The following is a 15,550-nucleotide window of genomic DNA, read 5'->3' on the forward strand; positions in this document are numbered from 1 at the left end:
CCCTGCCCACCGACCGCCTCACCGAGGTCACCGCCGAGGCCGTCCAGGCCGCCCGCCTCGCCTGACCGGTTCCGCACCGCCCGTTGATCATGAGGTTGACCGGGCGGCTCGCCGCCCCGCGCGACCACGTCGAAGACCAGCCGATCGGTGTGCACCGCGACGCCCTCGGCGGGACAGGTGGCCACGTCCGCCAGGACGGCCCGCAGCCCGGTCACCTCGACGGTGAGGCCGGTCTCCTCGGCGAACTCGCGGACCACGGCGTGCGCCGGGTGCTCGGCGTGCTCCACCCCGCCGCCCGGCAACTGCCAGACCCCCGGGTACGGGCACGCGGCCGAGCCCCGGGCGAGCAACACCCGCCCGGCGTCCTCGCACACCCCGTACGCCCCGACCCGCCGCGTTTCCCGGACCACCCGCCGCTCCCCCGCACCGCCGGCTCCACCCCGTCGATCATGAGGTTAGCGGTCTGCGTGGCGGCGTGCCGCCCGGTCAACCTCATGATCAACGGGCGGTGCGGAACCGGTCAGGCGAGGCGGGCGGCCTGGACGGCCTCGGCGGTGACCTCGGTGAGGCGGTCGGTGGGCAGGGCGCCCAACTCGGCCGGCGCGAACCAGCGGGCCTCGCAGGTGGAGCCGCCGACGTCGGCGACCGTGGGCGGGGCGGGCTGGTCGACCACCACCCGGTAGAACGCGCGGACGCCGTGCCAGTCGATCGGGTAGCCCTCGGGGCCGAGCGAGGCGGCGTCCCGGTGGCTGGCCACCCCGAGCAGCTCGACCAGCCGGCCGGTCTGCCCGGTCTCCTCGACCAGCTCCCGGATCAGCGCCGCGCCCGGCTGCTCGCCGTAGTCGGTGCCGCCGCCGGGCAGGTGCCAGCAGCCCGCGCCGGGGTAGCCGTCGGCCACCCGGGTGAGCAGCACCCGCCCCGCCGGATCGGTGCAGACCGCGTACGCGGCGAAGCGCTGCGCCCGGTGCAGCCCGTCGGGGCCGGGCACGGCGTAGAAGGAGGGGAACTCCGGCGGCTCGTCGGGCACCACGTCGGCCGAGGACGCGGGCAGGTCGAGGGCGCGCGCGGTGAACGAGCGCAGCGGCAGCTCGGCGGCCTCCTCACGGGTGAACCAGCGGGCCAGGTCGGTCGGCCGGTCGACCCGGTCGGTGAGCGTCCCGCCGCGGACCGACACCCGGTAGATCAGCCGGTCGGTGTGGATGGTGATGCCCCGCTCGGGCAGCGCCCGCATGTCGGCCAGCACGTCGTCGAGGCCGTCGACGGTGACCGAGAGGCCGGTCTCGGCGGCGGTCTCCCGGACCACCGTGTGGTTCGGGTCCTCGCCGTGGTCGACCGCCCCGCCGGGCAGCGACCACGTGCCCGGTGTGCCGGACCGCTCCGACGCGCGGACCAGCAACACCCGGCCGATCGGGTCAGCACAGACTGCGTATGCCGCGATCCTGCGAAGCGGCTTGAGCGTGGTGGTCACGGGAGGAAATTCTCCCCGGCGCCGGTTACCGGCATCGAAAAGAGTCAGATTCCTGACTCAAGGCTCCCGAATCAGGGGCCGGTCAGGGTAAGGCTCCGGGCGGTCACCGAGGTCGATCCGGCCGCCCGCGCGGAGGGTTGAGGCATGACACACACCAGCCCTCCCCAGGCCCCGTACAAGCAGCTCCGTCGCCCGACCACCGACCGGATGGTGGCCGGGGTGGCCAGCGGCCTCGGCCGCTACTTCGCCGTCGACCCCACCCTGATCCGGGTCGTGTTCGCCGTCACCGGCCTGCTCACCGGCGGGCTCGCGCTGCTCGCGTACCCGATCATGTGGTTCCTGATGCCCGAGGAGCCGGCGGACGCGCCCGCGTGGCCGCACCCGGCGGAGACCGCGCCGCCCACCGTGGCGCAGCCCACCGTCCCGCCGACCGCCACCGGGCAGCCGGCGCCGCCAACCTACCCGCCGGCGGCGTGACGCCGGGTCACTCCCACTCGATGGTGCCCGGCGGCTTGCTGGTGACGTCCAGCACCACCCGGTTGACCTCGGCGACCTCGTTGGTGATCCGGGTGGAGATCTTCGCGACCACCTCGTACGGCAGCCGCGACCAGTCGGCGGTCATCGCGTCCTCGCTGGAGACCGGGCGCAGCACCACGGGATGCCCGTAGCTGCGCCCGTCGCCCTGCACCCCGACGCTGCGCACGTCGGCCAGGAGCACCACCGGGAACTGCCAGACGCCCCGGTCCAGCCCGGCGGCGCTCAGCTCCTCGCGGGCGATCAGGTCGGCCCGGCGCAGCACGTCCAGCCGCTCCCGGTCCACCGCGCCGATGATCCGGATGGCCAGGCCCGGCCCCGGGAACGGGTGTCGCCAGACCATCGCCTCGGGCAGGCCGAGCTGGAGGCCGAGCGTGCGGACCTCGTCCTTGAAGAGCGTGCGCAGCGGCTCGACCAGGGCGAACTTCAGGTCCTCCGGGAGACCGCCGACGTTGTGGTGGCTCTTGATGTTGGCGGTGCCGCTGCCGCCGCCGGACTCCACCACGTCCGGGTAGAGGGTGCCCTGCACCAGGAACTCGACGTCGCCGTGCGCGGCGACCTCGCGGGCGGCGGCCTCGAAGACCCGGATGAACTCCCGGCCGATGATCTTGCGCTTCTGCTCCGGGTCGGTCACCCCGGCCAGCGCGCCGAGGAACCGGTCGGCGGCGTCGACCACCTTCAGCTTGATCCCGGTGGCGGCGACGTAGTCCTTCTCCACCTGCTCGGCCTCACCGGCGCGGAGCAGGCCGTGGTCGACGAAGACGCAGGTGAGCTGGTCGCCGACGGCCTTGTGCACCAGCGCGGCGGCGACCGCGGAGTCGACCCCGCCGCTCAGGCCGCAGATGACCTCCTTGTCACCGACCTGCTCGCGGATCCGGGCCACCTGCTCGTCGATGATGTTCTCCGGCGTCCAGGTGGGCTCGATGCCGGCGATGTCGTGGAGGAAGCGGCGCAGCATCTCCTGGCCGTACGCGGTGTGCCCGACCTCCGGGTGGAACTGCACGCCGGCGCGGCGGCCAGCCAGGTCCTCGAACGCGGCCACCGGCGCGCCCGCCGACTCGGCGGTCACCGTGAAGCCGGCCGGGGCCTCGGTCACGCAGTCGCCGTGACTCATCCAGACCGGCAGGTCGTCCGGCAGGTCGCGGAGCAGCACGCCGGCCTCGGGTCGGGCGCGCAGCGGGGTGCCGCCGTACTCGCGGTTGCCGGTGCGGGCCACCGTGCCGCCGAGCGCCTGGGCCATCGCCTGGAAGCCGTAGCAGATGCCGAAGACCGGCACCCCGGCGTCGAACATGCCGGCGTCGATCTGCGGCGCCTCCGGAACGTAGACGCTGGCCGGGCCGCCGGACAGGATGATCGCGGCCGGGTCCTTCGCCAGCATCTCGGCGACCGGCATCGAGTGCGGCACGATCTCCGAGTAGACGTTGGCCTCGCGCACCCGGCGCGCGATGAGCTGGGCGTACTGGGCTCCGAAGTCCACCACGAGGACGGGGCGAGGCGTGCTCATGTGCAGAAAGCCTACCCACCGTCACGGCCACTCCCGTCCACACCCCGCCGGGTCGTGGAGCCGGACCCCGCCCGCCACCCGGGAGGTGCTGTCGGCCACCGTGCAGGTGATCTGACGCGCCGCCATCCCACCCGCGGGAGCCATTAGGCAGATCTGCGGCTTTTGGCCTGTATACGGTGTTCCTGTCGCCCGGCACCGGCTCCCGCACGGGACCTCGGGCGGATGCGTGGCATCGGCGGGCCGGCGTGCGCCCGGCGCGTCGGAAGCGCGCAGCCGGGTGGGCGCGGCGCGTCAGGAGTCGGCCGAGGAGTGGGCATGACCGAGTGGTGGCTGTGGATGTACGTCGCCGCCATGGCCGCCGGGGTCGTGCTGTTCACCCGCTGGCAGGCCAACCCGCGGGGAGTCCCGGTCAGCGAGTACCGGGTGGCGATCGCGATCCCGCTCTGGTCCGGCTTCTGGTACCTGGTCATGGCGCTGGGCGGCGGCCGGGCGGAGGTGGCCGGCCACACGCTCTACTGGGCGCGGTACGTCGACTGGGCGGTCACCTCCCCCCTGCTGCTGATGGCGCTGGTGCTGACCGCGACGCACTCGCTGCCCGGGCGCCGTTGGGGACTGGCCGGTGCCCTCGTCGGGACGAACCTGGTGGTGTTCCTCAGCGGGGTGACCGCCGAGCTCGCGGCGGACGCCACGATCCGATACACCCTGTTCACGATCGGGGTCCTGGCGTTCCTCGGGATCTACGGCCTGGTCTGGGGACCGCTGCGCACCCACGCGCACCGCCAGCCGGAACCGATCGCGGCGGTGTACACCGAGGCCGCCCTGGCGCTCAGCGTGCTCTGGGTGGGCTACCCCCTGTTCTGGATGATCGGCCCGACCGGTCTCGGCCTGATCAGCTCCGCCACCACCAGTCTGCTCTTCGTCCTGCTGTCCATCCTCACGAAGGTGGGCTGGAGCATCCTCGATCTCGGCCGGCTCCGCACCCTGTCCGACCGTGGTCACCTCACCGTCGTCTGACCCGGCGCGCGGCGTCGGCCCCGGGGTGCCGGTGGCGGACAGCCGGACCGCACGGCCGCCGTCGGGCGCGACCGACGCGGCGGGGGGACCGCGAAGGCCGGACCGGCTGCTGCGGTGCGCCGGGACGGTGTCGCAGCTCGCGCTCGGCGGACTGCTGGCGCTGTCGCCACTGATCGACGCCGATGGGCCGGTCAGCTCGCCGGCCTTCCTGCTCGCGGGGCTACTCCTCGGGCTCCCGCACGGCGCCGTCGACCACCTGGTGCCCGCCTGGCTGTCGGCGCGCGCCCGCCCGGTGTCGGCGCGCGTCGCGCTGCTGGTCGCCTACCCGGCCGTGGCCGGCGCCGGGCTGGCGGCCTTCCGAGCCGCGCCGGACCTGGCGCTGGTCGGCTTCCTCATCGTGTCGGTTGTCCACTTCGGCACCGCTGACGAGGCGTTCCACGCCGAGCGGGACCGCCGACCGATCCGGCCGAGGGTGGCCGCCGTGCTCGCGTACGGGGGACCGCCGGTGGTCGTCCCGCTGGCGCTGTGGCGGGACCAGGTCGACCCGTTGCTGGCCGCGGTGGCTCCACGGGCACCGGCGCTGCTCACCGTCGAGGTGAGGACGCTGGCACTGACCACCGTGCTGTGCGCGGTCGCGGTCACCGCGATCCGGGACGTACGCGCCGGACGCGCCCGCGACGCCGTCCCACCGGCCCTCCTCGCCGCGCTGTTCAGCACCGTGCCGCCGGCCCTGGCCATCGGGGCGTACTTCGCGGCCTGGCACTCCTGCCGCCACGTCGCCCGGTTGCTGCGACACGACCCGGGGAACGCGGCCGACCTGGCGGCCGGGCGGGTCGGACCGCCGCTGCGTCGCTTCGTGCGGCAGGCGGCGGTCCCCACGGTGGTCGCCGTCGCCGCCCTGCTCGCCCTGGTCACCTGGCCCGGACACCGGACGGACCCGCTGCCCGCGACGGTCGCCGTGCTGGCCGCGCTGACCCTCCCGCACGCGGCACTGGTCGCCTGGACGGACCGGCGCGAACCCGTGCTCCGACGCCCGGCGGGTTGACCCGGGCGCCGGCCAGGTCAGGAGCGGAGGGCGCCGGGGGCGTCGGCCGGGACCGCGGGTTGGCGTGGAGGGACCGGGTCCAGGCGGCGGTACGGCTCACCGAGCGGGGGCCTCGGGTCCGCCTCCCCCTTGTTGGGCCAGAACGACATGGCGCGTTCGGCCTGGGCGGTGATGGTCAGCGAGGGGTTCACCCCGAGGTTCGCCGAGATCGCCGCGCCGTCCACCACGTGCAGCCCGGGGTGCCCGTAGACCCGGTGCCAGGGGTCGATCACCCCGTCGGCGGCCGTGGCGCCGATCACCGCCCCGCCCAGGATGTGCGCGGTCATCGGGATGTCGAACGGCTCGGTGAGCGAACCGCCGGGCACCCCGCCGATCTCCTCGGCAAGCAGCCGGGCGGCGGTGTTGCCGGCCGGGATCCAGGTCGGGTTGGGCGTACCGTGGCCGGGGCCGGAGACCAGCCGCCGGCCGAACGGGCCGCGCCGGAACCGGGTGGTCAGTGAATTGTCGGCGGACTGCATGACCAGGGCGATCACCGTACGCTCCGACCAGCCGCGCACGCTGAGCATCCGGGCCGCGGTGCCGGGTTGGCGCAGCAGGATGCCCAGCCAGCGACGTACCCGGTGCGGCCCGCCGTCGACCAGCAGCGACTGGAGCAGCCCCATCGCGTTGGAGCCCCGGCCGTAGCGGACCGGCTCGATGTGGGTCTGCGGGTCGGGGTGGAACGAGCTGGTGATCGCCACCCCTTCGGTGAAGTCGATCCCCTGCGCCCGGGCCTGCCTGCGGGGCACCGAGGCGCCGAGGATGGCCTCCGAGTTGGTCCGGGTCAGCTCGCCGAGCCGGGGCGAGAGCGCGGGCAGCGCGCCGGTGGCCTTCATCTCGTGCAGCAGCCGTTGGGTGCCGAGCGCGCCGGCGGCGAAGACCACCTGGTCGGCGTGGATCACCTGGCGGCGCCGACGCAGCCACGCCCCGGTGCGGACGGTCTCCACCGCGTAGCCGCCGTCGGCGGCCGGCCGGACCGCGGTCACCGTGGTCAGCGGGTGCACCCGCACGCCGAGCCGCTCGGCCAGCCAGAGGTAGTTCTTCACCAGGGTGTTCTTCGCCCCGTGCCGGCAGCCGGTCATGCAGGCGCCGCAGTGCGTGCAGCCGGTGCGCTCCGGGCCGGCGCCGCCGAAGTACGGGTCGGCGACCCGCTCGCCGGGGCGGCCGATGTGCACCCCGACCGGGGTGGCGTGCACGGTGTGCCCCACCCCCATCCGCTCGGCCACCGCCCGCATCGCCCGGTCCGCGCCGGTGACCATCGGGTACGTGGTGACGCCGAGCATCCGCTTCGCCTGGTCGTAGTGCCGGGCCAGTTCGTCGCGCCAGTCGGTGATGTCCCGCCACTGCGGGTCGGCGTAGAACGCGGGCAGCGGCTCGTAGAGGGTGTTCGCGTAGACCAGCGAGCCGCCACCGACCCCGGTGCCGGAAAGCACCATCACCCCGCCGCCGGCCCGGCGGTCGGCGGGGCGGAGCAGGGTGATCCGTTGCAGGCCGTAGCAGCCCAGCTTCGGCGCCCAGAGGAAGCGGCGCAGCCGCCAGGAGGTCTGCGGGAACTCGTCGTCGGCGAACCGCCGCCCGGCTTCCAGCACGCCGACGGTGTAGCCCTTCTCGGCCAGCCGCAGCGCGGTCACGCTGCCGCCGAAGCCGGACCCGATGACGAGCACGTCGTACCGCATGGACGCATCATTACCGGTCAGTAGCTGTCGCGCCAGGGGCAGTTTTCGCGCGATCATGCACCCCGTCCACCGCCCGCCGCCCCCGGACGCAACCCGAGGCCACCGTCGGAGCGTCGAGTCAGGTACGGGGAGAGGGGTCGACATGGTCCTCCGATCGCGGACGCCACGGCGCCGCTGGCTGCTGGGGCTGGCGGTGCTCACCGCCGTGGTGCTGGCGGCGACCGCCGCGGTGGTGGTGACCCGGCTGGTCGGCTCCGACAGTGGGTCCGGAACACCGGCCGCCGGCACCCCGAGCGCCACCCCGGCCGGCCCGCCGAGCGCCAGCCCGAGCCCGACCGGCCCACCGCCGGGCGCGGACATCACCGGCCCGCTCAACCTGCTGCTGGTCGGCGTGGACACCCGGGTCAGCGTGCCCGGCTGGGAGCCGCACGCCGACGCCGTACTGGTGCTGCACGTGCCGAAGGGCCTCGGCCGGGCGTACCTCTTCTCGCTCCCCCGCGACCTGGTGGTGGACATCCCGGCGTTCCCCAAGGCCGGCTACCGCGGCGGGCGGACCAAGCTCACCCACGCGATGAGCTACGGCAGCCGGGTGCCGGGCAAGCCGAAGCAGCCGAGCACCGCGCAGGGCTACGAGTTGCTGCGCAGCACCGTCAGCGGCTACACCGGGTTGCGCATCGACGCCGGCGCGGTGGTCACCTTCGGTGGCTTCGACAAGTTGGTGGACACCCTCGGCGGGGTGGACGTCTACGTCGACCAGCGGGTGGCCTCCCGACACCGCCGCCCGGACGGCCGACACCGCGACCCGGCGCCCGGCGGCTACACCGGGCCGCAGATGGTCTACGAGAAGGGCCAGCGGCACCTGACCGGCTGGCAGGCGCTCGACTACGCCCGGCAGCGCTACCTCACCGGCGGCGACTACGCCCGGCAGCGACACCAGCAGCAGCTGGTCCGGGCCCTGGTCCGCAAGATCCTCGACCAGGACCTGGCCCGCCAGCCGGAACGGGTGGAGCAGGTGGTCGCCGCGCTCGGCGACACGCTTGTCTACTCCGCCCTCGGCGGGCGGCGGATCATCGACTTCGCGTACGCCCTCGGCGAGCTGCCGGCGGAGCGGTTCGTCCTGGTCGGGCTCCCGGGCGGCGCGGTCGGGCGGGGCAGCGGCTACCGGGGCGAGCAGCTCACCAAGGTGGGCCGGGACTTCCTCACCGCGCTGCGCGCCGGCCGGGCGGACGCGTACCTCGCCGACCACCCGCAGCTGCGGGTCAAGACCTGACCCGGCCGGGCGGTGCTGCGCAGCCCCGCCCGGCCGCCCGGAGCGGGCGGTGCCCTCCCGGGCGGGTCGGGGTCAGCGCCGCTCGGGGCGGGCGGGGCGCTCGGTGCCGTAGAGCCAGTCGTCGAAGAGGTCGTCCAGCCGCTCGCCGGAGATCCGCTCGGCCAGCGCCACGAACTGGGCAGTGGTGCCGTTGCCGTGCCGCTTCTCCGCCGCCCAGGTCTTGAGGATCTCGAAGAACGCCTTGTCGCCGACCGTCACCCGCAGCGCGTGCACGGTCATCGCGCCGCGCTGGTAGACCGATTCGCCGAACAGGTTCTCCACCCCCGGCTTGCCCGGCGGGGTGCGCCACACCCGGCTCGCCGCGCCGGCGTACCGCGCGTCGAAGGTCTGCGCGGCGGTGCGCCCGCCGTCGTGCTCGGTCCAGAGCCACTCGGCGTACGTGGCCAGCCCCTCGTTGAGCCAGATGTCCTGCCACCTGGTCAGCGCCACGCTGTTGCCGAACCACTGGTGGGCCAGCTCGTGCGCGACCACCCCGGTGTTCTCGCCCTGCCGGAAGAAGGACGCGGCGTAGACCGGGCGGCTCTGCGTCTCCAGCGCGTACCGGATCCGGTCGTCGGAGACCACCACCGCGCCGTACGACTCGAACGGGTACGGCCCGAAGAGCCGCTCCAGGTAGTCGGCGACCTTCACCGTCTCGGCGATCGACCGGTCCGCCGCCCCCTTGGCGAGCTTCGTGGTGACCGCGTGGAACACCGGCCGTCCCTTGTGCTCACCCCGGGTCAGCCGGAACTTGCCGATCGCCACCATGCTCAGGTAGCTCGCCATCGGGTTGCGCTCGGCCCACTTCCAGGTGGTCCAGCCGTCCGCGCTGGTCCGGCCCACCGGCACGCCGTTGCTCACCGCGGTCAGCCCGTCCGGCACGGTGATCTCGAAGTCGTAGCTGGCCTTGTCGGAGGGGTGGTCGTTGACCGGGAACCAGGTGCTCGCCGACTCCGGCTGGCCGAGCGCGATGGCGCCGTCGGAGGTGTGCAGGAAACCGCCCGCGCCGAGGGTCTCGTTAGGCAGCGCCGCCGGCTCGCCGTCGTAGCTGATCTCGGCGACGAAGCCGTTGCCGGCGATCAGGCCGCGGGCCGGGGTGACCACCAGTTCGTCGCCCTTGCGGGAGTGCCGGGCGGGGGCGCCGTCCACCGTCACCTCGCGCACGGTCAACCCGGCCAGGTCCAGGTTGAACGCGGAGAGGTTGGCGGTCGCGGCGGCCTGCACGGTGGTGGTGCCGGTGAGCCGGTCCGTCGCCGGGTCGTAGCGCACCTTGACCGTGTACCGGCCGACGTCGTAGCCACCGTTGCCGTAGGTCGGGAAGTAGTCGTCGCCCACCCCGGCGCCGCCGGGCTTGAACTGCCGGGTGCTGCTCGGCGACGGGGCGGCCGAGCCGATCCCGGGCTCCGCCGAGGATCCGCACCCGCCCACGCCGAGTGCCCCGGTGACCAGCAGGCCGGTAACCAGCAGAACCCGCCGCGGCAGCGCCATCGCCTCGCCCCTCCCTGTGCCGAGCGGCCGTCCCGCCGACCGGTCCGGCCGGGCGGCGGCCACCGGGGGACCCGCGTCGCGGCCGGCCCGCCCGGCGGCAGCCTACCGACCGTCGATCAGGGACCCGTCACGGCAGGGCGGGGGCGCTGGCGCCGACCAGCCAGGCGTCGAAGAGCGGGCGCAGCGGCCGCCCGGCGACCCGTTCGGCGTGCGCGATCAGGTCGGCGGTGGTGGCGTTGCCGTTCCGCCGCTCGGCGGTCCAGCTTCGCAGGATGCGGAAGAAGGTCTCGTCGCCCACGGTGCGGCGCAGCGCGTGCACGGCCAGCGCACCGCGCTTGTAGACGGCGGAGCCGAACATCTGCGTCGGTCCCGGGTCGACGGACGGCCGGGACCAGTCGGTGGCGACGTACTGGAGCTCGAAGTTGCGCTGCGCGGTACGGCCGCCGTCGTGCTCCTCCCACAGCCACTCCGCGTAGCTGGCGAACCCCTCGTTGAGCCAGATGTCGCTCCACCTGCTCAGCGCCACGCTGTTGCCGAACCACTGGTGGGCCAACTCGTGGGCGACCACCCCGGTGTTGGGCCGGCCGCCGCGGAAGAAGCCCGGCCCGTACACCGGCCGGGACTGGGTCTCCAGCGCGTAGCCGATCCGGTCGTCGGTGACCACGATCCCGCCGTACGAGTCGAACGGGTACGGCCCGAAGCGGCTGGCCAGGAAGTCGGCGATCTCCCCGGTCCGGGCGAGCGAGGCGGCCTCCGGGCCGGTGGCCGGCAGGCCCGCCGGCACGGCGGTGACCATCGGCTTGCCGGCGTGGGTGCCGGTCCGCACCTGGTAGTCCCCGATCACCAGGGTGGTCAGGTAGCTGGCCATCGGTGCCCGCTCGGCCCACCGCCAGGTGGTCCAGCCGTCGGCGGTCGTCCGCTCCCCCGGCACCCCGTTGCTCAGCGCCTCCAACCCCTCCGGGACGGTCACCTCGATGTCGTAGGTGGCCTTGTCGGCCGGGTGGTCGTTGACCGGGAACCAGGTGGCCGCCGAGTGCGGCTGGCCGAGCGCGATCGCGCCGTCGGCGGTGTGCTGGAAGCCGCCGTTGCCGAGCACGCCGTCGGGGACCGGGGCCGGCACCCCGGCGTACTCGACCTCGACCGCGAACTGCCCGCCCCGCGGGATCCCGTCGGCCGGGGTGACCACCAGCTCGTCGCCGTCGCGCCGGTGCTCGGCGCGCCTACCGCCGACGGTGACCGCGCTGACGTCGAGGCCGGCCAGGTCGAGGGTGAACCGGGACAGCCCGTGGCTCGCCGTCGCGGTGACCGTCGCGCGTCCGCTCAGCCGGTCGGTCGCCGGGTCGTACCGGACGGCCAGCCGGTAGTGCGAGACGTCGTACCCACCGTTGCCGGCGCCCGGCACGTACGGGTCGGCGAGGTCGGCGCTGCCCGCGCGGAGAGCGTCGGGGTCGCCCTCCCGGTCGTCGGAGCCGGGGCAGGCGGTCAACAGCCCGACCGTCGCCACGGTGGCCAGCGCCAGCGGGATCAGGTCACGAGTACGACGCACCGGCCGAGCCTATCGGCGCGGCCGGTGCGGGTGGTGTCTCTTCCCGGCGGGTGCGGGTCCGGGGCGCCTCGGCGGGACCCGTCCAGGGTCAGCGGTCGAGGACCAGGCCGACCTTCTGGAACTCCTTGAGGTCGCGGTAGCCGCACTTGGCCATCGCCCGGCGCAGCCCGCCGAAGAGGTTGAGCTGCCCGTCCGGCTCGTCGGCCGGGCCGAAGAGCAGCTGCTCCATCGAGCCGAGCGGCTCGCCAGCCACCTCGAACGCGCCGCGCGGCAGCGACGGGTGGCTGGCGGCGGAGTGCCACCAGGCGCCGCCGGCCGGCGCTTCGGTGCAGAGCGACAGCGGCTCGCCGAGCATCACCGCGTCCGCGCCGCAGCCGAGCGCCTTGGCGATGTCGCCGGAGGTCTGCAGGTCGCCGTCGGCGATCAGGTGCACGTACCGGCCGCCGGTCTCGTCCAGGTAGTCGCGCCGGGCCGCCGCGGCGTCCGCGATGGCGGTGGCCATCGGCACCCGGATGCCGAGCACCGACTCGGTGGTGGACCACTCGTCGCCGCCGATGCCGACGATCACACCGGCCGCGCCGGTCCGCATCAGGTGCAGCGCGGTCTTGTAGTCCGTGCAGCCGCCGACGATGACCGGCAGGTCGAGGTCGGCGATGAACTCCTTGAGGTTGAGCGGCTCGTCGGTGGTCGAGACGTGCTCGGCGGAGACGATGGTGCCCTGGATGACCAGGATGTCGACGCCGGCGTCCAGGATCACCGGGGCCAGCGCCAGGGTGTGCTGCGGGGAGACCCGGACGGCCACCGTCCCGCCGCCGGCGCGCAGCTCGCGGACCCGCTCGGCGATCAGGTCGGGGCGGATCGGCTCGGCGTACACCTCCTGGAGCCGCTTGGTGGCGCGGGCGTCCTCGTCGAGCGCGGCCAGCTCCTCGAGCACCTTGGTCGGGTTCTCGTAGCGGGTCCACAGCCCTTCGACGTTGAGTACGCCGAGGCCGCCGAGCTGGCCGAGCCGGACCGCGGAGGACGGGCTCATGGTGGCGTCGGAGGGGTGCCCGACGCAGGGGATGCCGAACTGGTAGGCGTCGAGCTGCCAGTTGGTCGAGACGTCGTCGACGTCCCGGGTCCGGCGGCTCGGCACGATGGCGATGTCGTCCAGGTGGTAGCCGCGTTGCGCGGTCTTACCCAGCCCGATCTCGACCACGTCACGCATGGGGGACTCCAGGTGGTTGGGGGTGGGGGTTCAGCGGGTGTGGTAGTTGGGCGCCTCGACGGTCATCTGGATGTCGTGCGGGTGGCTCTCCTTGAGCCCGGCCGCGGTGATCCGGATGAGCTGGCCCCGGCTGTGCAGCTCAGGAATGCTCTCCGCGCCGGCGTATCCCATGGCGAGCCGCAGGCCACCAACCAGCTGGTGGGCCACCCGGGCCAGCGGCCCCCGGTACGGCACCTGACCCTCGACGCCCTCGGGGACCAGCTTCTCGTCGCTGGTCACGTCCTGCTGGAAGTAGCGGTCCTTCGAGTAGGACTTGGCCTGCCCCCGGGACTGCATCGCGCCCAGCGAACCCATCCCCCGGTACGCCTTGAACTGCTTGCCGTTGACGAAGATCAGCTCGCCGGGGCTCTCCTCGCAGCCGGCCAGCAGGCTGCCGAGCATCACCGTGTCGGCACCGGCGACCAGGGCCTTGGCGATGTCGCCGGAGTACTGGATGCCGCCGTCGCCGATCACCGGCACGCCGGCCGGACGCGCGGCCCGGGCCGCCTCCATGATCGCGGTGATCTGCGGTACGCCGACGCCGGCGACGATCCGGGTGGTGCAGATCGCACCCGGGCCGACCCCGACCTTGACCCCGTCGGCACCCGCCTCGACCAGCGCCCTGGCCCCGGCGTACGTGGCGATGTTGCCGCCGACGATGTCGACGCTCACGTCCTTCTTGAGCCGGCGGACCATGTCCAGCACGGCCCGCTGGTGGCCGTGCGCGGTGTCCACGATGAGCACGTCGACGCCCGCGTCGACCAGCGCCCGGGCCCGCTTGTACGAGTCCTCGCCGACGCCGATCGCGGCGGCGACGCGGAGCCGGCCGGCCTCGTCCTTGGTCGCGTTCGGGTACTGCTCGCTCTTGGTGAAGTCCTTGACGGTGATCAGCCCGCGCAGCTTGCCGGCCCCGTCGACGATCGGCAGCTTCTCGACCTTGTGCTGGCGCAGCAGGGCCAGCGCCTCGTCCTTGCTCACGCCGACCGGCGCGGTGACCAGCGGCGTCCGGGTCATGATGTCGCGGACCGGGGTGGCCGGGTCGGTGACGAAGCGCATGTCCCGGTTGGTCACGATGCCGACCAGCTGGCCCTCGCCGTCCACCACCGGCACACCGGAGATCCGGTACCGGCCGCAGAGCGAGTCGACCTCGCGGAGGGTGTCCTCCGGGCTGGCGGTGACCGGGTTGGTGATCATGCCGGACTCGGAGCGCTTGACCAGGTCGACCTGGAGGGCCTGGTCCTCCACCGACAGGTTGCGGTGCAGCACGCCGATGCCGCCCTGGCGGGCCATCGCGATCGCCATCCGCGCCTCGGTCACCGTGTCCATCGCGCTGGACAGCAGCGGGATCGAGAGGCTGATGTTGCGGGTCAGCTTCGTCACGGTGTTGACCCGGCTCGGCACCACGTCCGACTCGCCCGGCTGGAGCAGCACGTCGTCGAAGGTCAGCCCGAGCGGCACCACCCGGGCGGAGCCGGCGGGCAGCTCCGGCAGGTGACCGGCCAGCTCGCCGTGGTCGGCGCCGCTCGACAGGTCGGTGCTGGGCGAAATTTCCACGATTGCTCCCCTGAGCTGCTCGGACGGGCTTCAGCGAGGTGGCGCGGACGGGCACCGGCGTACGCCGGGTGACGGCGCGTCGCCCCATCGTACCCAGTGACCTGGGCCGGACCCGCCGGCGGCGGGCGCGGACGCCGCCGGCCGGGGGGCGGGCGTCGCCGCTGCGGTAGGTCTACGGTGATGGTGTGCACGACGAGCCCATCGACCCGTTCAACGGCGACCCGGCCGATCCGGCAGCGGGCCTGCACGATCCGGGGGACGACGCGCCGCTCGACCCGCTGACCGAGGGCGAGCGGCAGGACGTGCTGGAGGATCTTGCCGACCTGGAGATCTACCAGGCGCTGCTGGCCCCGATCGGGATCCGCGGGCTGGTGATCGAGTGTGAGGACTGCCGGGAGCCGCACTACTTCGACTGGGACCTGCTCCGCGGCAACCTGCGCCACCTGCTCAACTCCGGCCGCCCCCGGGTGCACGAGCCGGCCTACGACCCGGATCCGGATCACTACGTCACCTGGGACTACGCCCGCGGCTACGCCGACGGGGTGCACGACACCCTGACCGAGGGCACCGAGGACGAGCCCAGCGCCGCCGACTGACGCCCGCCCGCCGACGCCGCTCGCAGCACGTCGATCGGCCGCTCCGCGGTGCCGTGGACCCGCTGGTAGCCGACCGGCCCGTCACCGGCGGTTCAGGCCACCAGGCCGGCGCGGAAGCCGGCGGCCACCGCGTGCGCCCGGTCCCGGGCGCCGAGCTTGCGGAACAGCCGGCGGGCGTGCGTCTTGACGGTGTCCTCCGAGACGAACAGCTCGCGACCGATCTCCGCGTTGCTCTTGCCCTCCGCCATGCCGAGCAGCACCTGGAGTTCGCGCTCGGTCAACCCGACCGGCGGTCGGCTCGGCCGGCCGCCCGGCGCGCCCCGGCGCGCCTCCGGCGCGGCCTCCTCCGGCTCACCGGCAGCCGGCTCGGCCGGGTCGTCACCGCGCTGCACCGGCACCACCGCCGGGGCGCCGCCGGCCGCTTCGGCGGACCCGGCCGGCCAGGGCGGGTTGGCCTCGCCCGAGGACCGGCCGCCCTGCGGCGGGCGACCCGGGCCGCCGACCGCGGCGGTGTCCCGGGGCGGGTCGGTG

At 74.2% G+C, this 15,550-nt stretch carries 14 protein-coding genes; 5 read left to right on the forward strand and 9 right to left on the reverse strand.

The annotated features are described in order from the left end of the window. Positions 1–410, reverse strand: a 410-nt coding sequence (locus DLJ47_RS01950; protein ID WP_146228004.1) for an NUDIX hydrolase, incomplete at its 3' end; no start/stop codon positions are given. 110 nt (positions 411–520) lie between these two features. Then, on the reverse strand, positions 521–1,468 hold the full coding sequence (locus DLJ47_RS01955; protein WP_109898390.1) for an NUDIX hydrolase: 948 nt from the start codon (positions 1,466–1,468) through the stop codon (positions 521–523). 144 nt (positions 1,469–1,612) lie between these two features. On the opposite strand from DLJ47_RS01955, the gene DLJ47_RS01960 reads away from it, so the two are divergent. Further along, positions 1,613–1,945 (forward strand): PspC domain-containing protein, encoded by a 333-nt coding sequence (locus DLJ47_RS01960; RefSeq protein ID WP_109898391.1) that lies wholly within the window; start codon positions 1,613–1,615, stop codon positions 1,943–1,945. A 7-nt stretch (positions 1,946–1,952) separates the two neighbouring features. Here the strand turns inward: DLJ47_RS01960 and guaA are convergent, their stop codons facing one another. Further along, positions 1,953–3,506: a glutamine-hydrolyzing GMP synthase gene (guaA, locus tag DLJ47_RS01965; protein WP_109898392.1), complete on the reverse strand. Its 1,554-nt coding sequence runs from the start codon at positions 3,504–3,506 to the stop codon at positions 1,953–1,955. A gap of 315 nt (positions 3,507–3,821) precedes the next feature. Here guaA and DLJ47_RS01970 point away from each other — a divergent pair, with 315 nt between their 5' ends. Together DLJ47_RS01970 and DLJ47_RS01975 are read left to right on the forward strand one after the other, a co-directional pair. After that, complete coding sequence (locus DLJ47_RS01970) at positions 3,822–4,520, forward strand: bacteriorhodopsin (RefSeq protein ID WP_158289764.1); 699 nt, start codon at positions 3,822–3,824, stop codon at positions 4,518–4,520. Positions 4,521–4,647: 127 nt separating this feature from the next. Continuing rightward, positions 4,648–5,565 (forward strand): Brp/Blh family beta-carotene 15,15'-dioxygenase, encoded by a 918-nt coding sequence (locus tag DLJ47_RS01975; RefSeq protein WP_158289765.1) that lies wholly within the window; start codon positions 4,648–4,650, stop codon positions 5,563–5,565. Positions 5,566–5,582: 17 nt separating this feature from the next. Here DLJ47_RS01975 and DLJ47_RS01980 read toward each other — a convergent pair whose 3' ends face one another. After that, positions 5,583–7,280 (reverse strand): FAD-dependent oxidoreductase, encoded by a 1,698-nt coding sequence (locus DLJ47_RS01980; protein WP_109898395.1) that lies wholly within the window; start codon positions 7,278–7,280, stop codon positions 5,583–5,585. 142 nt (positions 7,281–7,422) lie between these two features. Between DLJ47_RS01980 and DLJ47_RS01985 the strand changes: the two genes are divergently transcribed. Beyond that, positions 7,423–8,550, forward strand: a complete 1,128-nt coding sequence (locus tag DLJ47_RS01985; protein ID WP_109898396.1) for an LCP family protein — start codon at positions 7,423–7,425, stop codon at positions 8,548–8,550. Positions 8,551–8,622: 72 nt separating this feature from the next. Here DLJ47_RS01985 and DLJ47_RS01990 read toward each other — a convergent pair whose 3' ends face one another. The 4 genes from DLJ47_RS01990 to guaB form a co-directional block, all read right to left on the reverse strand. Continuing rightward, on the reverse strand, positions 8,623–10,077 hold the full coding sequence (locus DLJ47_RS01990; protein ID WP_109898397.1) for a M1 family metallopeptidase: 1,455 nt from the start codon (positions 10,075–10,077) through the stop codon (positions 8,623–8,625). Positions 10,078–10,204: 127 nt separating this feature from the next. Beyond that, complete coding sequence (locus tag DLJ47_RS01995; RefSeq protein WP_446723521.1) at positions 10,205–11,623, reverse strand: M1 family metallopeptidase; 1,419 nt, start codon at positions 11,621–11,623, stop codon at positions 10,205–10,207. 88 nt (positions 11,624–11,711) lie between these two features. Then, positions 11,712–12,830, reverse strand: coding sequence for a GuaB3 family IMP dehydrogenase-related protein (locus DLJ47_RS02000; RefSeq protein WP_109898398.1), 1,119 nt, complete (start codon positions 12,828–12,830; stop codon positions 11,712–11,714). A gap of 30 nt (positions 12,831–12,860) precedes the next feature. Further along, complete coding sequence (gene guaB, locus DLJ47_RS02005; RefSeq protein WP_109898399.1) at positions 12,861–14,423, reverse strand: IMP dehydrogenase; 1,563 nt, start codon at positions 14,421–14,423, stop codon at positions 12,861–12,863. A gap of 185 nt (positions 14,424–14,608) precedes the next feature. On the opposite strand from guaB, the gene DLJ47_RS02010 reads away from it, so the two are divergent. Continuing rightward, positions 14,609–15,019: a DUF5319 domain-containing protein gene (locus DLJ47_RS02010; RefSeq protein WP_109898400.1), complete on the forward strand. Its 411-nt coding sequence runs from the start codon at positions 14,609–14,611 to the stop codon at positions 15,017–15,019. A 92-nt stretch (positions 15,020–15,111) separates the two neighbouring features. On the opposite strand, the gene DLJ47_RS02015 is transcribed toward DLJ47_RS02010, so the two are convergent. Beyond that, on the reverse strand, positions 15,112–15,550 hold a 439-nt coding region (locus tag DLJ47_RS02015; protein ID WP_146228005.1), incomplete at its 5' end, for a response regulator transcription factor.

It is taken from the genome of Micromonospora sp. S4605 (assembly GCF_003176715.1).
GTDB classification, from domain to species: domain Bacteria; phylum Actinomycetota; class Actinomycetes; order Mycobacteriales; family Micromonosporaceae; genus Micromonospora; species Micromonospora echinaurantiaca.

Bases quoted from the DNA above. Each gene is read 5' to 3' on its own strand.
- DLJ47_RS01960 (WP_109898391.1), top strand. From the start codon at position 1,613: ATGACACACACCAGCCCTCCCCAGGCCCCGTACAAGCAGCTCCGTCGC.
- guaA (WP_109898392.1), bottom strand. From the start codon at position 3,506: ATGAGCACGCCTCGCCCCGTCCTCGTGGTGGACTTCGGAGCCCAGTAC.
- DLJ47_RS01970 (WP_158289764.1), top strand. From the start codon at position 3,822: ATGACCGAGTGGTGGCTGTGGATGTACGTCGCCGCCATGGCCGCCGGG.
- DLJ47_RS01980 (WP_109898395.1), bottom strand. From the start codon at position 7,280: ATGCGGTACGACGTGCTCGTCATCGGGTCCGGCTTCGGCGGCAGCGTG.
- DLJ47_RS01985 (WP_109898396.1), top strand. From the start codon at position 7,423: ATGGTCCTCCGATCGCGGACGCCACGGCGCCGCTGGCTGCTGGGGCTG.
- DLJ47_RS01990 (WP_109898397.1), bottom strand. From the start codon at position 10,077: ATGGCGCTGCCGCGGCGGGTTCTGCTGGTTACCGGCCTGCTGGTCACC.
- DLJ47_RS02000 (WP_109898398.1), bottom strand. From the start codon at position 12,830: ATGCGTGACGTGGTCGAGATCGGGCTGGGTAAGACCGCGCAACGCGGC.